Source organism: Myxococcales bacterium (assembly GCA_016699535.1).
Classification (GTDB): domain Bacteria; phylum Myxococcota_A; class Polyangia; order Polyangiales.
On record CP064980.1, the window covers coordinates 2,426,589 to 2,446,822 of the forward strand.

General features: G+C 52.5%; 17 protein-coding genes and 1 pseudogene. 11 read left to right on the forward strand and 7 right to left on the reverse strand.

The window, feature by feature from the left end; genetic code table 11:
- Positions 1-41: 41 nt before the first annotated feature.
- Positions 42-350 (reverse strand): hypothetical protein, encoded by a 309-nt coding sequence (locus IPJ88_11455; protein QQR88841.1) that lies wholly within the window; start codon positions 348-350, stop codon positions 42-44.
- Between IPJ88_11455 and tsaE the strand changes: the two genes are divergently transcribed.
- From tsaE to IPJ88_11505, 10 genes and pseudogenes are all read left to right on the forward strand, one after another.
- The gene (tsaE, locus tag IPJ88_11460) at positions 349-846 is read left to right on the forward strand and encodes a tRNA (adenosine(37)-N6)-threonylcarbamoyltransferase complex ATPase subunit type 1 TsaE (GenBank protein ID QQR88842.1); all 498 of its coding nucleotides are present in this window, start codon (positions 349-351) and stop codon (positions 844-846) included. The two genes, IPJ88_11455 and tsaE, sit on opposite strands and share 2 nt — an antisense overlap.
- A gap of 62 nt (positions 847-908) precedes the next feature.
- Positions 909-4,228, forward strand: a pseudogene (carB, locus tag IPJ88_11465) (carbamoyl-phosphate synthase large subunit).
- Between the two features lie 329 nt (positions 4,229-4,557).
- Positions 4,558-4,842, forward strand: coding sequence for a hypothetical protein (locus tag IPJ88_11470; protein QQR88843.1), 285 nt, complete (start codon positions 4,558-4,560; stop codon positions 4,840-4,842).
- A gap of 203 nt (positions 4,843-5,045) precedes the next feature.
- Complete coding sequence (locus tag IPJ88_11475; GenBank protein QQR88844.1) at positions 5,046-6,647, forward strand: PEGA domain-containing protein; 1,602 nt, start codon at positions 5,046-5,048, stop codon at positions 6,645-6,647.
- Between the two features lie 52 nt (positions 6,648-6,699).
- The gene (locus tag IPJ88_11480) at positions 6,700-7,671 is read left to right on the forward strand and encodes a hypothetical protein (protein QQR88845.1); all 972 of its coding nucleotides are present in this window, start codon (positions 6,700-6,702) and stop codon (positions 7,669-7,671) included.
- A gap of 65 nt (positions 7,672-7,736) precedes the next feature.
- Entirely contained in the window at positions 7,737-8,480 is a 744-nt protein-coding gene (locus IPJ88_11485; GenBank protein QQR88846.1) for a hypothetical protein, read from the forward strand.
- The gene (locus IPJ88_11490) at positions 8,480-9,343 is read left to right on the forward strand and encodes a hypothetical protein (protein ID QQR88847.1); all 864 of its coding nucleotides are present in this window, start codon (positions 8,480-8,482) and stop codon (positions 9,341-9,343) included. Before IPJ88_11485 ends, IPJ88_11490 begins: the two co-directional genes overlap by 1 nt.
- A gap of 166 nt (positions 9,344-9,509) precedes the next feature.
- Positions 9,510-10,196, forward strand: a complete 687-nt coding sequence (locus IPJ88_11495) for a hypothetical protein (protein QQR88848.1) — start codon at positions 9,510-9,512, stop codon at positions 10,194-10,196.
- A 107-nt stretch (positions 10,197-10,303) separates the two neighbouring features.
- A complete protein-coding gene (locus IPJ88_11500; protein QQR88849.1) occupies positions 10,304-11,338 on the forward strand; it encodes a potassium channel protein in 1,035 nt (344 codons plus the stop codon).
- Between the two features lie 89 nt (positions 11,339-11,427).
- Positions 11,428-12,333, forward strand: a complete 906-nt coding sequence (locus tag IPJ88_11505; protein QQR88850.1) for a hypothetical protein — start codon at positions 11,428-11,430, stop codon at positions 12,331-12,333.
- Here IPJ88_11505 and IPJ88_11510 read toward each other — a convergent pair.
- From IPJ88_11510 to IPJ88_11525, 4 genes are all read right to left on the reverse strand, one after another.
- A complete protein-coding gene (locus IPJ88_11510) occupies positions 12,328-13,197 on the reverse strand; it encodes a M23 family metallopeptidase (GenBank protein QQR88851.1) in 870 nt (289 codons plus the stop codon). The two genes, IPJ88_11505 and IPJ88_11510, sit on opposite strands and share 6 nt — an antisense overlap.
- A gap of 506 nt (positions 13,198-13,703) precedes the next feature.
- Positions 13,704-14,279 carry a peptide-methionine (R)-S-oxide reductase MsrB gene (gene msrB, locus IPJ88_11515; protein ID QQR88852.1) on the reverse strand — a complete coding sequence of 192 codons (576 nt, stop codon included), beginning with the start codon at positions 14,277-14,279 and terminating at the stop codon, positions 13,704-13,706.
- Between the two features lie 81 nt (positions 14,280-14,360).
- On the reverse strand, positions 14,361-15,194 hold the full coding sequence (locus tag IPJ88_11520) for a hypothetical protein (GenBank protein ID QQR88853.1): 834 nt from the start codon (positions 15,192-15,194) through the stop codon (positions 14,361-14,363).
- A 162-nt stretch (positions 15,195-15,356) separates the two neighbouring features.
- Entirely contained in the window at positions 15,357-17,048 is a 1,692-nt protein-coding gene (locus IPJ88_11525) for a putative metal-binding motif-containing protein (protein QQR88854.1), read from the reverse strand.
- Between the two features lie 217 nt (positions 17,049-17,265).
- Here IPJ88_11525 and IPJ88_11530 point away from each other — a divergent pair, with 217 nt between their 5' ends.
- Positions 17,266-18,372: a hypothetical protein gene (locus tag IPJ88_11530; protein ID QQR88855.1), complete on the forward strand. Its 1,107-nt coding sequence runs from the start codon at positions 17,266-17,268 to the stop codon at positions 18,370-18,372.
- 32 nt (positions 18,373-18,404) lie between these two features.
- Here the strand turns inward: IPJ88_11530 and IPJ88_11535 are convergent, their stop codons facing one another.
- Positions 18,405-19,070 carry a hypothetical protein gene (locus IPJ88_11535; protein QQR88856.1) on the reverse strand — a complete coding sequence of 222 codons (666 nt, stop codon included), beginning with the start codon at positions 19,068-19,070 and terminating at the stop codon, positions 18,405-18,407.
- A complete protein-coding gene (locus IPJ88_11540; protein ID QQR88857.1) occupies positions 18,989-20,119 on the reverse strand; it encodes a PEGA domain-containing protein in 1,131 nt (376 codons plus the stop codon). The genes IPJ88_11535 and IPJ88_11540 overlap by 82 nt, the downstream gene beginning before the upstream one ends.
- Between the last annotated feature and the right edge of the window lie 115 nt (positions 20,120-20,234).

Below are 20,234 nucleotides of genomic sequence, written 5' to 3' on the forward strand. Positions count from 1 at the left end.
GCTTTGATCGGCAAAGGCTAAGTTCGTTTCTGTGGATGCCCTTAGATTCTCGCCCTTGGCAGTCTGGATGGATAGGATTTGCAGATGCCCGGCGTGCTTCGGATCAAAATCGGCAAGGGATTCGGCCGATTCTCGAAAAACACTGTGCCTTTATGCGAAAAAGCATTGGGGTAGAGGTGAAAATCAAGGTGCTCGATAGGAAAGTCACTGCGGTTGGTAAACACAAGACGAAGCTTTGCTTCGATGCGGTGTGTTTCAGGAACGAGCTTTGCCGTAATAGTGTAGTGCGGCATCGTGCTTGGAAGGCGTTGCGCAAGAGCCGGACTGTCGGCTAAAAACAAAAGAGCCATGCCCACCATCCATAGCCATAGTTTTGTGCTTGAATCGCCTGAGCATTCGGCAGCGCTTGCTTGTTGGTTGGCCAAGCAGCTTAGCGGACAAGATCTTGTGTTGCTCGAAGGTGAACTCGGAGCTGGAAAAAGCTTTTTTGCTTCGGCGCTTGTGCATGCTTTAGGGGTTGCTGAATCAGTTCCGGTCACCAGTCCTACCTTTGCTCTCATGAACGAGTATCACGGCCGCATTCCGATCGTCCATGCCGACGTCTATCGTCTCGCTGACCCTGATGAGCTCTTTGAGCTAGGTTTGCTTGAAAAGCTCGAGGCTGGAGCTGTCGCCATTGTCGAGTGGGGCAACCTTATTCGTTCATCGTGCGAGCATTCCTATCTCAATGTTTTCCTGGAAATTCTCGGGCCTGATCGCCGCAGAGCGATCTTAGCTGCCGAAGGAAGCCGTCCGGAGGCTATTGTAGAGGCCGCGAAAGCCATGGATATCGTCGAGTTGCGCTAAAGCGGGCAGGCGAGCTTCAAAACGGGTTGCCGAGGGACGCGGGCTCTGGTAATCCCGCCCAAATGCCTCGGCGTGACGATGTCAAAAAGATTCTGTTGCTTGGTTCTGGGGCCCATTGTAATTGGCCAAGCATGTGAGTTTGACTATTCCGGCACCCAAGGCGCAAAAGCGCTGCGCCAAGAAGGCTATCAAGTTGTTCTGGTCAATTCCAATCCAGCGACGGTGATGACCGACCCCGAGTTTGCCGACCACACTTATGTGGAGCCTCTTGTGCCCGAAGTCGTCGAGGCGATTATCGAGCGTGAACGACCCGATGCCTTGCTTGCGACCTTAGGAGGGCAGACTGCCCTGAATCTAGCATTGGCGTTATCGGAACGTGGGGTGCTCGAGAAGTACGGGGTCAAGCTGCTTGGCGTGAGTCTCGATGCGATTCGTAAAGCCGAAGACCGTGAGTTGTTTAAGGCTGCTATGGAAAGCATCGGCCTGAAATGCGCCAAGGCAAAAGTCGCCAAAACGCTCGAGCAGGCTCAAGCAGCAGTCGATGAGATTGGTTTTCCCATTATTCTAAGACCTTCTTTCACGATGGGCGGTTCGGGTGGCGGCATTGCTCAGAATCAAGCCGAGTTTGATGAGGCGATTCGTTGGGCATTTTCACAGAGCCCAACCCATGAATGTTTAGTCGAACAAAGCGTGCTCGGGTGGAAAGAGTTTGAGCTCGAAGTAATTCGCGACAATGCGGATAACTTTGCGGTCATTTGCACGATTGAAAACTTCGATCCGATGGGCGTGCATACCGGTGATTCGATCACCATTGCTCCAGCGATGACGCTTACGGATCGTGAATACCAACGTATGCGCGATGCCGGCCGAGCGATCATCAGTGAAATCGGTGTTGAGACCGGCGGCTCAAACATTCAGTTCGCCATCAATCCTGCCGACGGCGAGCTTTTGGTAATCGAGATGAATCCCCGCGTTTCGCGCTCGAGTGCGCTGGCTTCCAAGGCCACAGGGTATCCCATTGCTAAAATCGCAGCCAAGCTTGCCGTGGGCTATCGCCTTGATGAGCTGCGCAACGACATCACGAACACCAATTCGGCCTTCGAGCCAAGCATTGATTACGTGGTTGCCAAGGTTCCGCGTTTCGCTTTTGAAAAGTTTCCCGGCGCCGACGTAAAGCTCAGTACGCAAATGAAATCAGTTGGCGAGGCCATGGCCATAGGACGCACCTTTAAAGAAGCTCTGCATAAAGCTGCGCGCTCGCTAGAAATCGGTCGCGAGGGACTGGTGTCGTTGATTGATCGTATCGATTACGTGGCCTTGGCCAAGCATATCGAAAGCCTAGAAGTCTCTCAAAGTTTGCGTTTGGCCGAATCGATACCGCCCGGCAAAGAAGCTGTAAAAGGGCAGGCGCTGGTTGATGCGCTAAAGAAAATCATCGCAGTGCCGATGTCCGATAGGCTTTGGTATCTTTGCGATGCATTGCGCGTGGGCATCAGTGAAGACGAAGTGCATGCGATTACAAAGATTGACCCTTGGTTCCTTCGGCAGTTAGGGCAGATCGTTCATCAGGAGAATATTCTTCGCAACGATTCGAGTCCACAGGCCCTATCAGAAGCTAAGCGTATGGGCTTTTCTGATGCGCAAATCGCCGGTTTACAAGGACAGAGTAGGGCAGCCGTACGAGAAAAGCGTCTTGAGCATGGCATCGTGCCCGGCTACTCGCGTGTCGATAGTTGCGCTGCGGAATTTCCGGCGCTTACGCCGTACATGTATTCAAGTTTTTCGGCGGACAATGAGGCTAAGCCCACCGACAAGAAGAAAATTATGATTCTTGGCGGAGGCCCTAACCGTATCGGTCAAGGTATCGAGTTTGACTACTGTTGTGTGCATGCTGCTTTTGCTCTGCGTGACATGGGTTTTGAGACCATCATGGTCAACTGCAATCCCGAGACGGTTTCAACGGACTACGACACTTCGGATCGCTTGTATTTCGAGCCGCTTACTTTTTGAGGATGTGATGTCTATCGTGGACATCGAAAAACCAGACGGCATCATTGTGCAGTTCGGTGGGCAAACGCCGCTCAAGCTGGCCGTGCCTTTAGAGCGCGCAGGCGCTACGATTCTTGGGACCTCTGCCGATGCGATTGATCGCGCTGAGGACCGCGAAAAATTTGAAGCTCTGCTCCAGAAGCTTGGTCTAGCCCGTCCTCGCGGTGGTATTGCGCGCGGTGTGAGCGAAGCGTTCCAGATTGCAGATGAGATTGGCTATCCAGTGCTTGTGCGACCGAGTTACGTGCTGGGTGGCCGCGCCATGGAGATAGTGCACAATCAAGAGCATCTCGCGCATTACATGACGCGTGCCGTCGAGGCGCTCGAAGATGGTGAGACCCGCACAATTTTGGTCGACAAGTTTCTTAAAGATGCGGTGGAAGTCGATGTCGACTGTATTTGCGATGGTCGCGATGTCGTGATTGGCGGCATCATGCAGCATGTGGAAGAAGCGGGCGTTCATTCGGGCGACTCGACAAGCGTCTTACCCGCGCATACGCTATCAAAGAAAGTTTTGGACGAAATCCGCGAAGCAACCAAAGACTTAGCGCTCGAGCTTGGTGTGCTTGGTTTGATGAACGTGCAATATGCTGTGCATCAACAAAAGGTTTATGTGATTGAGGTAAACCCGCGTGCATCACGCACCGTGCCCTTTGTGAGCAAAGTGATTGGCAGGCCTCTGGCTAAACTTGCCGCGCAGGTCCTTGCTGGCCGAAGTCTAAAAGAACTCGGGTTTACCGAAGAGATCGTGCCTAAGCATTATGGCGTTAAAGAATCGGTCTTTCCTTTTGCAAAGTTTGCCGGCGTTGACACTATTCTTGGCCCTGAAATGCGTTCAACGGGTGAGGTCATGGGCATTGCTGAGAGCTTCCCTGAAGCCTTTTCAAAAGCGGTCCTTGCAGGAGGAATGCGTTTGCCGGAAAAGGGCACGGTCTTCATCAGTGTACGCGATGCTGATAAAGCCTTAGCCGTCGAGCTCGCAGGAAGGCTTCACAAACTAGGCTTTAGGATTGCGGCCACGCGCGGCACAGCCAGCGCTATGCAAGATGCTGGAGTCCTCGCACAAAGCGTGCATAAAGTCATCGAAGGCGGACGACCCAACGTCGTCGACGTCATCGCCTCTGGCGATATCCACCTCGTGTTCAACACCACCGAGGGTGAAAAAGCCATCAAAGACAGCTACACCTTGCGCCGCCAAGCCCTGGTTTCGGGCGTACCCTATTTCACCACCATGCCGGCTGCCTGCGCCGTCACCGACGCCATCGAAGCTCCCCGCAAAGCCATCACCGTAAAATCCCTCCAAGAGTACAACCCGATCCAGGATCTCGCCTAAAAACACTAATGTTTACGGCGAGTTAAGGCCTGTGCCGCGATTTCTTGTCTGGTATCTAAAAATAGGAGCTTAGCGGCAGCGCTATGCTCTATCTTGATTGCAAAAAACAGCGCTTTTTTGGTTGGAATTCCAATTATCGCGCTGTGGCAGCTGTCTACTGGAATTTATTGTTGTAATCAAGCGGGATCCTGGATCCAAGTGGCGCAGGAGCTGTTCGTATACTGTTTGGCATAGTGGTTTTTGCCATAATTTTGGCGGTTTTTGGCTGGCATGAGCTTTGCATCTTCGTTTGATGTCTTGTTTTTATGTTTCTACAATGGAGGCCCAGCGTGATTGAAAAATGGTTAGCTTTTTTAAGTTCGGCAAATAAGGATCCGCAGGAGCGGGCCACTCGGCCGTCGTTCCCTCATTCCGATACATGGCATCGGTACAAAAACCAGGATCTCGAAGCAAAGCGCAGTGTGGGGCCCTCTGAGGCACCGGGCGATGAGGAAAGTCAGGAGCGGCATACGATCCCGGTTGAGCCGTTGATTGCAATTTGGCGTCGGCGTAAACTTGGCTTCAGTAACACACAATATCAGCTAGCTCCTGAGGAAAACGAAAGTAAGGGTTAACATCGGTTCGTCAAAGCTTCGGATTTTTGAAGGGCGAGCTGTCCGATACGATGAGATAGCGTGAGCAGGTTGTGTTGTCTTCGCTGTGATCCCAGCAATCAGGTTGATTCAGCCGCAATTTAGCTTGATTTCTTTAGCTTTTGCCATGGTTTAACCTTGCCTTTGGCAATTACTTAGGTGATGGTTAGCGGGACTTTTTCACCATGCGTTCCCGCTCCCACCTCAGCGCTTCTATTTTTTCATGCGGTAAGACTTCGCGTATTCCCGTGGCGGCTCTCGTTGTTTTAATCGGGTTTACCGCAGCCTCGTCGGTGGCAGCTGCGCAGGAACGTAGCTGGTTGGTTCTGCCCACGATGGATGCCTCGGCTGATCACGACATGGTCTTTCAAGCAGCTGTTCAGTTTTCAAAGGAGCTTAGCAGCCTTGGCATGCCTGTCTTTTATGAAGAAGAAGCCGCCATGCGTTATCAGCGCCTTGGCTCGGTGCCCTATGGCATGCTGGATGAAAAGGCTGTCAAAGCTCTTAACCACTGGGCCGAAAAAGCCCTCTATCATGCTTCCGGTGATGAGCATCGGCAGACGCACGAAGCTGTCACCCATTGCCTTGCGCCGGTCAAAAAACATCCGGAACTTTACAACCGCGATGCGGTGCTTGCTGAGTCAGTATTCAACGTGTGTCTGTACGAAGTGCGTTCGCTGATTGCGCAAAGCAAAAACGCGGAGGCCTATGCTCAGGCTCTCGATTGCCGCAGGCTTGTGTTGGACATCAAGCCATCCGTGCGCATGCATCCGCCTGAAGTGCGTGAACTGATGGCGCGTGTTGATAATGATCTTGCCTCTCATCCGGAACAAGCCTTGGACGTGCAAAGTGAGCCTTCGGGCTGTAATGTGTTCATCAATGGCCGTCGAATCGGCACCACTCCCTATCAACGCAAAGGCATTCCCAAGGGCGAGTATCATGTGCAAATTGACTGCCGTGGTGGGGATCTCAATCGCGTGCATCGCGTCAAAGTCGGCGGCGAGCCTACCGTAGTCAATATTGACAGCACCTTTGATGAAGCGCTTGTGACCGGTGATCAATTGGGATTGATGTACACATCCGTGTCCCAAGAAAATAGGCATCGTGTGCAAGATGCTTTGCGCGTTGCTCGAATCGTTCAGGCGCGCGAGGTGTTTTTGGTCACACCGACGCCTGAAGCTCAGGTCTTGCGTGTGGACCGGTTGCCACTGGCTCAGGGACAGGTGGTCGCTTCGCTGCTCGTGAAATGGACCGGTTCGCGTTTTGAAGGCGAGGCGCTTAGTGAAGGGGTGCCGGCCATGCTTGCGGGACAGTCGCTTGACTTGCGTGGTGTGGGCTCGAGGCCCACGGAAGCTTGGCAGCCAGCACCTGATGAGCATTCTGCTGGAGCGGCGCATGCAACTTGGCCGGGCTGGCTACTGGGAAGCCTGGGCTTGCTCAGCTACGGCATCGCGTGGGTAGGCGCAGCCGACTATGACAGTCAAGGGCCGCTCTTAGCCGACGTTGCCTTTTACGAATCCTTTGCTGCTGCTGGCGCGGTGCTCATGAGCTCTTCGTTGCTATGGCTTTTGCCTCCCGAAGATGGCGTGCCGTGGTGGTCCTGGCTTGCTGGCGCGGCGGGTGTCGGGCTTGGCGTTCTTGGCGCGGTGGATGTGCTGGGCACAGGCAATGTGCAGAGCCCCTACAGTGACATGCTGCTTTGGGGTAGTGTGCCCCTTGTCGGGATGCCTATAACTTATATCTTGAGGACGATTTTTGGTGTCGAGGATAATGCTTCTGAAGATTAAAGAGCGTATGCAAAACGCAACACAATAAAGGTATTTTAGGCAAGACATTGGCATGAAACGAGCAACAAAAACATTTGTTTTAGCGATTGCGACCTTGGCGCTGTGGTGCGTTGCGCTTTCGGCTTTGGCTCAAAGCGCGGTGATGCTTCCGATAGCGGGTCATCATGGCATCTCTCCAGCCGATCAACGCAACGCCATGCAGACGACGATCGAAGCGTTGAAGGAAAATGGTTATACGGTGATTACGCATCAAGAGGTGCTCGAGCGTCTCGATGAAGAGCACGCGTCACTGCAGAACTGTGTTGAGGGCAGTTGCATCCCTGCATTGCTTGATGCCTTCCACGCTGATGTCGCTGTTGGGCTTGCGCTCTGGGCTATGCGGAGCGGTTCGGGTCTAATGCGTGTTTACGATGTGGTGGTGAGTTTTCACGATGCTTTTGGGAATGTCGTTGAGGCACGTGCTGAAGTGATTAGGCAAGAGATTGCGGGCGCTTGCCGTAAGGCCTATGCCGAAGCTTCTGAGAAGGGCAAAACGCGGGGCATTGGGCATCCGAGCGATACTCGATCCGATGGCGCTATTGAGCAGCCGAAGGAGCGCGCTTCTGCTTGGAACTACGTGATTGCGGGCGGGTTTGGAGCGGCTGCCGTTGGGCTTTTGGTGCCGGCCATCTGGACTTTGGCCACGCTTGATGAATGCGCTAGTGGCGTGAATGCGACGGGTGGTTGCGATGAAGTGGTGACCTTCAATGCTTGGACGGCGCTTTTGCTTGCCGGTGGGGCGGCGGCCTTTGGTGGGGGGCTTTATATGCTGCTGGCGCAACCGATTACGGTGAGCGCGGATCCTGAACGACGTGCGGCGATGCTTTCTTGGCGGGGGAGTTTTAACATGGATGTTATAACACCTGTGGCGTTGAGGCGGCGAGGGGCCGCAGTGGATCAAGCTTGTCGCTCGCGCAGGCGCTCGCTTGGTACCTTCCCAAAAACCGCACTGTCGTTTGTTTTGGGCCCCTCCCAAATCGCTTGATCCACTGCGCCCCCTCGCCGCGGCATCAAAGCTTTTTGTTACACTTGGCTTTGTTTGCGCTGCTCATGTTGTCTGCGTGTCGTACGACTAAAAGTGACCCTGATTATTGTCCGGAGTGTGTTGAGGATGCCGGGCCTGATGTTTCTGGATGCGTTAGCAATGCGGTGTGCTTGGATGCGGGGGCGTCGTTTTGTGAGGTGGATGCGGGGATATGCACCGGTTGTATGAGGGATACAGATTGCACGCATATTAGCGGCAAGAATATGTGCAGCGCCGGGGCCTGCGTGCAGTGCACGCCTGAGGATGAAAGTGCGTGTGACGGCAAGAGTTGTGACCCTGAGAACAACAGCTGCACCGAAACCACGGTAGCAAGCATCGATACCTGCGAGCCTTGTGTAAGTGATACCGAGTGTGTGGCCGACCATAAGTGTGTGCCTTTAGATTACGACGGAAGCTTTCATGGAAACTATTGCATGAAGGTTTTGAGCGCGACGTGTGAGCGACCTTACCTGGTGGTGCTGAATAAAAAGAGCGTGCTGGCTGGTGAGGACGAAGCAGCAGAGCAGTTTTGCGGTATCAATGAAAGCCTAAGCAGCTGCGAAGCTGTGCTCGCGTTTATTAGCCCCTGCACCACCGACGGAAGCTGCCAAGTTGGAGGCAATGAAACGCCCATCTCCGGAGCTTTGTGCCGCACCGTCAACGGCTCCCCCTCCAAATGCACCTATAAGTGTAGTGCTCCTGCTCAGTGTCAAGATACTTTTGGCTGCACCAATTCCGGCAACGGCGTGGACTATTGCGGAGGGACTTGATGGCCATCTTGTCTGTGGTGCACGCGAAGAAAGGTCGCTTGGCAGAATTGGCGGAAATTCGTCCATTAACTGACAGAAACGGCGTGAAATTGGCATTAAATATGACAGTTTTGGCATGTCTTGTTTTTTCGCTGAGCTGCCGGGATAGGCATCCGCGGTTTTTGGATGAGTTTGATGTGGATTCAGGAGCAGACGCGCAAGTGGATAGTGGGCCTGAATGCGTAGGTAATGCCGGGTGCATGAACGCGGAGGCTTCGCGTTGTGAGTTGGATGGTGGGGTGTGCACTGAATGTATCAATGACTTGGACTGCGTGCACCTGAGCGCTTTGCCGTATTGCGAATCAGGTCAGTGTGTTGAATGCCGTATTGCGACAGAAGCTAGCGATTGCGGCGGAACTTTTTGCAGTGAAGAGGATTTTAGCTGCACGCAAGTGAGTACGGGGAGCAAAGACGTTTGCGAGAGCTGCACGGCCGATAATCAATGCAGTGCAGGCAGACGCTGCGTAAGTTTTACTTTTGACAGCACGCCCGTAGGAAGCTTTTGTTTTTTGCATGCTTCGTTGGGTTGCGGCGATACGGTGACCGCTCATCGGCCTTATCGGAGCAAAGTATCCGCGACAAGTGTCGATGGTGAAATCGGGGACTATTGTTTTCCGCCGACATCAACGACCTGCAAGGGCATTTCTGACACCCAAAGCCTTTCCTGCGCAAGCAACACTAGCTGCGGCGAGAGTCTTTTGGATGATGGTTACTGTCCCAGCGCCGGCAGCGGGGCGGGGTTTTGCTCGTATGAGTGCGGTGGTAATTTGGACTGCGCTCCAACGCTAAATTGCGCTGGAACCCCGTTGCACTGTCGACCGTAGGGAAAGAAGAGTGCATGCTTGGATTGAGGTGAATGGTGTACGCTAGATGTTTTGCTTATTGCCTGTGGTTGTGTCTATGGAGCTTGCTCGCTTTGAGCTGCTCGTCGGATTCTAAAAAGAATACGGATGCTGGCGCTTTAATATGCGATGATGCTTCGTTGTGTGATTGGCAGATGCTTCGCGTTGCGACTTCAACAGCGGCGGTTGCGTTGCGTGTGTCACGCAGAGTGATTGTGCGCATTTGGAAGCGACGCCAGCGTGCGATGATGGTCAATGCGTTGAGTGCAGCGCCGAAAACAATATGGCTTGTGCCGAAGGAGCCAATGCCTGTGACAACGTAAGCAAACAATGCACCGATACGCCGCTTCATTCAAAGAGTACTTGCCAAAGCTGCGTTTCAGATGCGGAGTGTGCAGAAGGGCATCTTTGTGTTCAAGAGCGTTACAAGGGGGATTCAAGTGGCCTTGGTTTTGTTTGTTTGAAGCTTCAATCGGAATATGGAGGGACTTGCAATACCGCAATAGGTCAGCCTTATGCGCAACTTTATCCAGGAGCCATCAGTATCGACGGGCAGACCGGTGATGTTTGTGAGTTGCGTGTCTCGACCTGCGCGGCGCATGCCGGTTTCGATACGACGCCTTGTGAGGGTGAAAGCGATACCGGGCATGATCAATGCGATGGCGATCATCCGCGCTCCGGCTATTGCTATCGTATCAGCGCAGGCGCCACTGAATACCGCTGTACGGTGCCTTGCATCACACCGCAAGATTGCCGGCTTAGCCCATCTGGCGTGACCGGCTGCACTGATGTATCGTTTATCACCAACATTCCTAACAACATTTGTGATTTCTAGCTGAGCTCTTTGCTTCACGGCGACTTTGTGGCTGTATATAGCGGCTTTGTGATACGATAGTGACTGGAACGCCTGTGTTATTCCGCCTAAGTTACCAGTCTGATCCCATGAGCGCGCGGCACGATAAGTTGCTTCGGCATTTGTACGTGGCAGCCGTGTTTTTGCTAGTCATGTTTGCCATCGGTAGCATGGGCTACTTTGTCTTGGGCGCGGGACGTTGGCGTTTTGATGAATGCCTTTACATGACGATTATCACAGTCTCGACGGTGGGCTACGCCGAGACCCTGCCCGGCCTTGGGCAAGTCGATTACGCGCGTCTTTGGACGAGCCTGTTGATCCTGCTTGGCAGCGGAACGCTGCTTTATTTTGCATCGACTTTTACGGCTTACATCGTTGAAGGCGACTTGCGTAACGTGTTTCGGAGAAAGCGAATGAACAAGCAAATCGAAGAACTCTCAAATCATATCGTCGTGTGCGGTGTCGGAACTACCGGCATGCACGTGGTGCATGAACTCATCGCAACCAAGCATCCCTTTGTGGTGATTGATAACAACGAGGGACGACTTACTGGTATTGCTGCCGCTGCCGAACGAGAATTTCCTTTCGTGCTTGGCGATGCAACCGACGATGCTTGCTTGCATGATGCTGGTATTGAACGCGCTTCGGGCATTGTGGTTGGGCTACATGATGATAAAGACAACTTGTTCGTGACGATTTCAGCCCGTGCGCTTAATCCAAAGCTGCGCATCATTGCCAAAGCCGTGGAACTCAGCGCAGGACCCAAATTGCTTCGCGCTGGTGCAGACACGGTGGTTTCTCCCAACTATATCGGCGGGGTTCGCATGGTCAGCGAAATGATTCGGCCCAAGGCTGTGCAGTTTTTGGATATCATGCTGCGCGACAAGGACCATACCTTACGTGTTGAAGAAGTGACGATTCCTGAAAACTCATCGCTTATTGGTTCGACCCTTCGACAATCGGAAATCCGGACCCAAGCGAATGTCCTTGTGATTGCAGTGCGCGAGCCGAACGGAAGCTACCGCTACAATCCTTCGGCTGAACTTGAGCTGCAGGCCGGTATGGTTCTTATCGTTTTGGTGCACACCGATGACATGCCCAAGCTCGAGCAAGCCGTGGCATAGAACCGGGCTCAAGCTGTTCATGGCGGAAAAGTAAATAATTTCGAGAACGTAGCTAGCGCTCCGATCCTTTGCTATGGTCACTACGTTTTATGAATGCTTTTTCTATCCCTTCGATGCGGCGCGCCAGCGTGGCTATCGTGCTGTGCTCAAGTCTTTTTTGTGCATGCGCTGTAAGTCCAGCGGCCGACCTCGAGGCCAATAGTGATCGGGTTGTGATTGCTGCTGCGGGGGTGGTGTTGATAGGCGCCGTAGGGGTGTTGGTGTTTGCTGCCGCCGTTTTGCTCGTGGTTGACTCTCTGCATCGCGCAGGTTTGCTTTCCTTTGATGTCCAGGCTTTCCTTACTGAGCTTGGCTGGCATATCCAGCAAGCGTTGCAGAGCTCCCCTGATCGAGAGCAAGGCCGGACCCAAGCGTACGCAAACGTGCTCCTGGATGAAACGAGACTGTTTTTTATGACAGCCGAAGCAAGTCAAGTTTCATCATTGCTTTTGGATGCATTCGCCTCGCTTGTTGCCCGCGATTCAACGGATCGAAATCTTGCTGAGCAGTGGCAGTTAGTTAGCGAAAGTTTTCGCGACGTTCATTCTTTACTGGAAGATCCCGAACAGGTTCAGCTTCGGGCTCAAAGTTTGGAGGCTGCTGGTTTTGGAGTGCTTTTCCTAGGACGCGACACTGAAGCCGTTTTGCGCGACACCGAGCTTTTTTTGAGGAGCATTTACTTCTTTGAGGCTGGATCTAACGGGGTTTCTGCTGATTCAAAGTTAGGCGATCCTTTGGAGACATTGCGAAGGCTAGTGCGGCTTAAAGATAGTCTCGAACGAGAGAAAAAAAAGATACTGGCAGAAGGTGAGTCTGCTGATCAAGCGTATGAGAGACATCGCCAAGAGACCTTGGCACTTATTGAATCCCAGCTTGCCGAGATCAACAATCTAATTGATGCGGTACGTGCGAAGATGGCGAATGATCTGCTCGCTCCGGAAGAGGACGAGTCATAAACACTCCTCATTAGCCTCAGCCTCTGCGGTAGAATCCTGATCGACGATGGGTGCAGGCTTCGGAGGCGCTGGCAGGCATAGACCCGCATCGGGGTTATCTGCACAGGGGTCGGGCGCGATGCAGTCTTCGCGTGCGCAGTCCACCGCTTCAGTCTGAGAAAATAGCGTATCCCAGCGCTCGAGGTCTTCGGCTTTATCGAGTGGCTCAGGAAGGACGGCCAGCCCGGCATAGGAGCTGCCGGTTCCGGTGCCGCCGATATTGCTGTCTTGGTGAATGGAGAAATGCAGATGCGGCCAATCAAAGGAGCTGCAGGCGTCTTGGTTTTGACAGCTTTGACCAAGTTCGCCCAATAACTGCCCTTTCTTGACGGTAGCGCCTACGGTGATTTTATCGTCGATGCTTTTTAGATGCGCGTAAAGGCTGTGGTAGTAATGGCCATCTTCAAGATTGTGACGCAACACAACACGTCTTCCAAAGTTGGACCAGCCGCCGGTGGCCCAACCGGATAGTGCAACGATACCATCGAGTGGTGCTATTACCGGTTTGCCAAGGCCGCCGTTGCTTTCGTTTGCATACTGCAAATCGAGTGCGTAGTAGTCATTGCCTTTGTAGGTCAAATCAATTCCGGTGTGCAGTTGAGATCCTGCATTGGGACCGTAGCCGGAACGAATCTGAATTTTGTATCCAGTCGGAAAGGGTAGTCCGAGGGGCTCAATGTTAGACGGAAACAAAACAGCGCCAGGTTCAAGTGCGGTAAGTTTTGCACGTGAGCCACAAACGCTCTGTTTGGAGACTTGCCCCTGACAAGCGAAACAAAGTCCCAACCAAGGCAACAGGGCAAGCCAAATGCCAACAACTTTCACTTGCCTATTTTAGCATACTGGGGCAGGTGGGAAGGTAATTTCGGAATTGGGTAAGTATTGAGCTTTAACAGTTTGTACCGCTGCGTAGCAGCGCTCCAAAGAGGGGATTCACGCGAATCCCCTCCCGAGCGCGCTATGCGCGTCGGCTCCCTCCCAGCGGGCTCGCTTTGCTCGCGGGGTGTTGGGTGAGGTAATTTTGTAGTTGGTTAAGTATTGAGCTTTAACAGTTTGTACCGCTGCGTAGCAGCGCTCCAAAGAGGGGATTCACGCGAATCCCCTCCCGAGCGCGCTATGCGCGTCGGCTCCCTCCCCAGCGGGCTCGCTTTGCTCGCGGGGTGTTGGGTGAGGTAATTTTGTAGTTGGTTAAGTGTTGAGCTTTAACAGTTTGTACCGCTGCGTGGCAGCGCTCCAAATAGGGGAGACACGCGTCTCCCCTCCCGAACGCGCTATGCGCGTCGGCTCCCTCCCCAGCGGGCTCGCTTTGCTCGCGGGGGCGGTGGGTGAGGTTATTTGGCTTTGTCTGTGGCTTTGGAAAAGCCTAGGGAGACGGAATTGATGCAGTAGCGCTGGCCTGTGGGTTTTGGACCATCGTCAAAGACGTGACCGAGGTGAGAGCCGCAATTGCCGCAGATGACTTCGGTGCGCACCATGCCGTGTGATGCGTCGCGCTCGAAGCGCACCGCATCTTCGCTTACCGGCTTAAAGAAACTTGGCCAGCCACTGCCCGAGTCGTATTTTGTATCGGAACTAAAAAGCGGTTCGCCACAGGCCGCGCAATGGTAGATGCCGCTTTCTTTGTGTTTGTAGTACTTGCCAGAAAAAGCGCGCTCGGTGCCTTTGTCGCGAAGTACGGCATATTCCTCTGGGCTGAGCTTTTCTTTCCACTCTTCATCGGTGAGGGCACAGCTTGGGGCTTTTGCTGGTGTTTTCACAGTCGCCTCTTCCTTTTGGGTTTCGTTTTGATCTTCGGCCGAGTTTGTTTTCTGTGACGTGGCTTTGGTTACCGATTCGCCGTGCTTTGCGGTGCTTGTGCTGCAACTTGAAGCACATAATACAAGTACGATCAAAATCCATCGGCCCATGAATCTAGCATGCGCACTCGGTCTTCTTTGTGCAAGCAGTTCATCCAAAAACAGAGTTTGTCCACGAAATTTGGCGTAATTTTAGATTTCAGCGCCGATGTTTAGGGAAAAGCCGCCGAAAGCGTTTTCATACAAACCGCCAAACTGAGGGTAGCCGAGCGGTACATAGTATTGAAGTTGGGCAAACCTTTCTGGAATGAAATGATAGTTCACACCGATAAAGGGCACGACGCCGTGTCGTGTAAAAGTCAGTGTAGAGCCGTCTTGGGGCGCGTTGCCAAAGCCAATGTTGCTGGCTGAGTTTTGCAGTGAAAGTCCACCAAACATCGCAAAGGCTTCGGAAAAATCATAGTTCATGCTGATCGATAGTCGATAGAGCAACAATCCATCGTGGCCACTGTCATTCAAGCTGTAGGTAGCTGGTGTTGTGGTGTCATCTTGAAGCTGCCAGACTGCCCAAGGCGCAATCACGATTGTTCCGGCAAGCGCAGTGCCAAAAGTCCAACCAGACTGCGCGATAGGAATCTGAAGCGCCGCGTTTAGACCCGCGCCCCAGACATTGTCATCTGGGACATCAAGCGTGCCTACTGTTGTTTTTTGAGAAAAAGCACGGTTCGACCAAAAAGCCTGAGCGCCGATGTTAAAGTATTTACTGATAGCGCGCCGTGCGATGCCATGAAACATAAGTTGGGCGGCGTGCATGGCGGGATCGCCGTCGGTGCCTACCTCGTCAGTGAGCGTGTCGGTGACGCTGATGCCGCCTGAAAATTGCCAATCCTTCTTCATCGGGGAAGCCAAGGGCTCCCCAATGGGTGTTGGCACCACCGCACTGCGCCGGTACGCTGTGTTTTGAGCACAGCCGCTGCCGAGGCTTAGTCCTAGGATAACAAGTAAATGGCTATAAACTTTTCGCATGATCTACCGGATCAGCAAAAATGATGCCAACAGTGCTTTCCCAGATAAACCACGTAATTTCACTTCCAACACAGCACGTTCAAGTGCGAGATGTGCCATTTTTGCCATAGTTGTGATTCAGGGGCACATATGAACGCCATATCACCCGTGTGTTGCAAGTCGTTAGGGAGCGACGCAAGACAAACGAGCCGAAACAAAATTTCCTTGGCCTGCGTCTTCGGCATAACTGAAAACGCCCCAACCATCTTCGAGAATCTTGATCATCATGCCTTGATTCATCGCTCCAATGTTGTAGGTGCTACGGTCGGCGTTACTGCCTTTGTAAAGTTCATAGCGGTTGCTGCCAACCATTTCGGCCGAAGTATTGACACGAATCGTGATGAGGTAGTTACTATCGCTGCTTTCAACTTCATCCCAGCCTAGAATCCAGCCCAGTGTTTCAGAGTGCCATGCCACGGCCGGTCTGCGTTGTGGTAGTGTGGCGTTGGGGCTGTTTTCGGCTTCGTAGAGGCCGGTTTGCACAAGACTGTCGCTTTGGGTATCAAGTTCTAACAACTCCATCACGACTATAGCGTTGGTATCATCGCCATAGCGATAGGCGAGGGCAAGCGTGTGCACGTTGCCCGAAACGGGTCCTTGCACCAACGCGACATCGCTAATCACTGCGTTTTGTTTGGCGGAACTAAACAGCCAAGTCGAAGAAGGCACAAGCTCTTGATTGCTCTCATCCCAAGTGACTTTGTAAATCACGATCCGTTGCTCATCTTTGTCAGCAAAGGCAAGCAACCAACCAAAGCCATCGACACCAAGCACAGCAGGGCCTCTGTCGTCGGTTGTTTTGCGCGGAGTGCCAGCGTCGCCCAGCAATACCGGCGTGACATCATGGGGAGTGAGGTATTCGGCGTTGTTGTTCTGCGACGCGGTATAAAGTCCTACAGCTTCGTGTTCCGGTGCAGTGCAATCGGCGGTGCAGTGTGCTTCAGATAATATTGTAGCGATAAGGAAGCGATTTGAAAGCGCACCCAGGCTAAGTTGAGCGACGGATAATGACGTGTCTAACGAAAAACCGTTAAGGAACAGATCATTGTCGAAAACGACAGTTTGACAAGGGGAGGCATAACATTCGGTACCACTTGAGATGGCGTTGGCCAGTCCTGCAATAGCGACATCGTGGACATTGCCCACGCTTGCTTTATTTGAGGCTAAGGCAAATTGGTTGCCGTATTCCGCTAACGCTAGTTCTGTTGCGTTTTCCAAAGTTGTTTCTGCATTGGTGTTGTTTGCCCGATCTGGATTGATAGGATTGAGCGTAAGTGGCGATTCGGCCCCAAAGTTTTCCAGGACCATGGCAAAGGCCACCGAAGGCGATGCGTTTGTCGATCCAAAAAAAAGCGATACAATATTTCCTGAATCGGCGATGTCAGCATAGCGTATCCCTGTGGCTTGTGTATCCGCGATAGCATAAGTATTCGCTGTGATGATGCGCTCGGCGTCTTCGTCGATGATCGTGTCGCAGTCGTTATCAATCGAATCACAGAGCTCTTCTGCGCCAGGGAAAATGCTATTGTCTTCGGGTCTACAATCGGCGACTTGACCATCACTTTCACAACCCGGATCCGGAGCCCCGTCGCTGTCGCTATCGACAGTAACAGGTTGACACGTTTTTTTACCTAGACTCGGATTGTCTTTGCACGCCCAAACGAGACAGGCATCACCCGTGGGCTCGGTGCTATTGAGTTCATCGCACACACTTTCTTGCCCTTCGCAGCTCTGTTGGGTGAAGTGAGCTCCATAGCCTGCGATGCCGCATGCGCCTGAAAAAAGAGCTAGCCATACAAATAAAATGCGCTTCATAAGCAAAGACAATGCCTTGCACTAGCTTAGCAAAAGCTCGGCCTAGCGCACATAAAGCTGCAAATCTATCTTGTTGAAATCATGTGTGTTATTTTATGTAGTCTGCGTAAAGGCATGATTTTGTAGGGAAAGTCCTTGAAATGTGCGAGCTGTGCTCTCATACTATGCAAGGCGGGAATCGCCTTCTAAGTTGTTGATATATCGGAGCATAATAGCCATGAAGAAGATACTAAGTTTGCTGGGCGCATTAAGTTGTGTGTGGAGCTGCGTAGCGGATGGAGCGAGCGAGCTTGGTGAACTAGGCAACGCTGAAAACGCAATGGGGACGCATAAAGCATTGCTCACCCCCAATCGCTTTTCCTTTAGACGAAACAGTGACCCATTGGGGTTTAGCATACGTGCCGCTTGGGAAGCAGCCAATCCTGATCCAATTGTGCGCATCGAGGGCAAAATCGTGGATGATGCCAATCCAAGCTATATTTTAGGTCAGACAACGATGGACGATCCCTATGATAAGTGTTCCAGTTTTGATCCCATTCCAAGTAACAATACCAAAGCCCATTTTAGTTGCGACTTTAATCCCAATACGATTGCAAAAGATGCGAACAACAAGCGAGAAATAATTTTCATTTTTGCCCTTGGCAATGTTGATGCTAGTGTCAAGGACGTTAGAGCTCAGTTCGACTATTATAACAGCGCGAATGAAATCGTTGACTCCGATAGCGTGATCTTGGGCGTTGATACTGCGATACGGGCTATGCGCTTTGATACTACTTACTATCCAACGATGGATGTTTATGTTCCGCTCGAATCGGTACACCAAGATCCAGCCAATCAACCGACTAGTTTTCTGATTTATGCGGATTGGGTGTCAATCTATGGGGAGTTTTTCAACTACATTCGCCTTACGCTGGACGGGATCGATCCAACCAGTATTGTCTTTGTTAGCAATGGCCCTACTGGCATCGGTCCGACTGCGATTACAAGTCCGATTTGCAGTGTCATAGGCACGACGCAATTGATAGAAACCGCCCCCGGCTCGGGCATTATGAAACCTCGCGTGACCTATGTTTGCACTACCTCGACTGGGTCGAGTTGGTTTGAGGCGCCCCTTCGTATTCAGGCGACCACCGCGAATCCTGCCAATTACAACGCAACGCCGACTATCTCACATTACAGCAACCTTCGATTACAAGGTCTGTTTGGGAAAATAGATTATGACCCCAATGGCCCAGGCTACGTGCCCATACTGGATGATTCGATCGAAAGCATCAGTGTCACCGTTCCCATGAGCTACATTTATCTTCCACTCGCCATCAAATAGACAGAGACAAGCAAGCATTCTAAGATCCTGGGTCATTGGTAATCGCAGCTATCGCCGAAGACGCAGCATACTTTTTCGCTGGAGGGTCGGTCTTTTTGATGGAAGCAATCACCTGAGCCACCGCACTCGCTGTTTTGGCTGCATCGGTAGGTGCAGAACTTAAAATCCAAATCGGCTGCATACATAGCAAGGCACAGCCCATCCGATAAACCTTCAGAAGCGCATTCGCTTTGGCTTTGATAGTTTTGGAATGCGGTGGATAGTGCATAACAGGTGGTGAGTTCTTCGTTGTGCATGCAAAAGGTGTGGGTTTGTCCGTCAATCGAAGTTTTCTCAACGCGCACGACATAAGGCGGTGTGCAATCTTCCGTGCTTTCGACTTTTTTCATGCACACATGGCCTTGGTCGCTACCATTGTAGTTGACGGGTACGCATAGAACCGGGCGGTTAGGGTCTCTTCCATTGCACTCCGTATCGGTCTCGCAGACGTCGCAAAAGCCGAGTCCATTCTCAGCCACCTTGTTTTCAGTGCAGCTTTTCGTTGAAAAGCGGCAGGAAAACTCCCCGCAGTCCTGCGCTTCAGTTTCAGGCGTGCATTCGATGCACACTTGATTGTTTAGGTCGCAACGCAGCTTGCCATCGTCTCGACCGGCGCAGTGTTCGTTGCGGCCATCACCCTCGGGTTTGGAGGCAAGCATGCCGTACAGTAGCCAGCCAACAGCAAGTCCTGCCACGCCGGCTCCAGACAACATCCAGCCTGCAAGTTCCGGCGGATCAAAGGGTCCTGAGCTTGAAAACGAATGCGCAGGGCGCCAGGCTTGATAGGGCTCGGGGCGCAAGGTGCGATAATCACGCGACTCGCCCCGCTGCATTTCAATGAGTGCGAGGTTGAGGGGATCGTGTTTGAGGCGCTTTTTGGATCGGCATACGACAAGAACAAACCATGTTCATCACTCCGAAGGGCCCCGTCAAACTGAGTGTCGATGAGATATTCGACATCGCGCGCACCAAGTTCGATACGGTGTTCACGGCCTTGGGCGTTGGTATCGCATACGGCTTGCACCCAATAGCTGCCCTGCGGCAGCCCACCTAAGGTTAATGGGGATGTGCCCATTTTTCGGCCATTGATCAGTACAAGACAGTTGTCAGGCGTACTGCGAATGCTTAGCGCGTGGCTGCTTTTTGCTAGTGCGCTGTCGACGGCGCGTACCTGCGTTACGACATCGGGCGGATGCTGAATGGTGTCAACTTTGATATTTGGGACAAGGGCTCGGCAGCGCCTTATTTGCACCTCGGCTTTGTTGGTCTGATTTGTTTCGACAAAGACGCGAGCCAGATACAAACACGCGTTGTACAGATGGAAGGCCCCCATGGGATCTGCGCTAATTGCGCTTGGTTTGTCAGTGGCGTTTTTTAGGCAGGGCTCAAGGATGGCCGTTGCGCGTTTGTACGAAGCGCCTGCGAGTTCATTGAGTGCTTCGTTGCCGGATGTTTCAATCTGTTTGATGGCCTTGGTGTCGACCGTGGGCGTAGGGTGCGAGGCTCGGTTTTCGAAAAGAGAAGCAAGTGAGCCGAGCTCCATGGCTGGATGACCGTTGGCGATCATCTCTTGGATAAGGGCTTGGGCAATCACTGGAACCGGGCTTTGGGCTTCGCTTTGATGCACTATCGGTATCAGCATCCATGCCCCATCATCTTGCGCGAAAGCCGAGGCGCTGCTGAGCACAGCGGCCAACAAACATAGCACAAGGGAGAAACTGAAAAATCGAGACTTGAAACAATGCACCACGGTCCCTAACTATAAGAGTATCGGCCGATTAACAACACGGTTGCGTAAAAACAAAAGTTTACAACGGTCCCGG

Bases quoted from the DNA above. Each gene is read 5' to 3' on its own strand.
- tsaE (QQR88842.1), top strand. From the start codon at position 349: ATGCCCACCATCCATAGCCATAGTTTTGTGCTTGAATCGCCTGAGCAT.
- IPJ88_11455 (QQR88841.1), bottom strand. From the start codon at position 350: ATGGCTCTTTTGTTTTTAGCCGACAGTCCGGCTCTTGCGCAACGCCTT.
- IPJ88_11475 (QQR88844.1), top strand. From the start codon at position 5,046: ATGCGTTCCCGCTCCCACCTCAGCGCTTCTATTTTTTCATGCGGTAAG.
- IPJ88_11480 (QQR88845.1), top strand. From the start codon at position 6,700: ATGAAACGAGCAACAAAAACATTTGTTTTAGCGATTGCGACCTTGGCG.
- IPJ88_11485 (QQR88846.1), top strand. From the start codon at position 7,737: ATGTTGTCTGCGTGTCGTACGACTAAAAGTGACCCTGATTATTGTCCG.
- IPJ88_11490 (QQR88847.1), top strand. From the start codon at position 8,480: ATGGCCATCTTGTCTGTGGTGCACGCGAAGAAAGGTCGCTTGGCAGAA.
- IPJ88_11500 (QQR88849.1), top strand. From the start codon at position 10,304: ATGAGCGCGCGGCACGATAAGTTGCTTCGGCATTTGTACGTGGCAGCC.
- IPJ88_11505 (QQR88850.1), top strand. From the start codon at position 11,428: ATGAATGCTTTTTCTATCCCTTCGATGCGGCGCGCCAGCGTGGCTATC.
- msrB (QQR88852.1), bottom strand. From the start codon at position 14,279: ATGGGCCGATGGATTTTGATCGTACTTGTATTATGTGCTTCAAGTTGC.
- IPJ88_11520 (QQR88853.1), bottom strand. From the start codon at position 15,194: ATGCGAAAAGTTTATAGCCATTTACTTGTTATCCTAGGACTAAGCCTC.
- IPJ88_11525 (QQR88854.1), bottom strand. From the start codon at position 17,048: ATGAAGCGCATTTTATTTGTATGGCTAGCTCTTTTTTCAGGCGCATGC.
- IPJ88_11530 (QQR88855.1), top strand. From the start codon at position 17,266: ATGAAGAAGATACTAAGTTTGCTGGGCGCATTAAGTTGTGTGTGGAGC.
- IPJ88_11535 (QQR88856.1), bottom strand. From the start codon at position 19,070: ATGCTTGCCTCCAAACCCGAGGGTGATGGCCGCAACGAACACTGCGCC.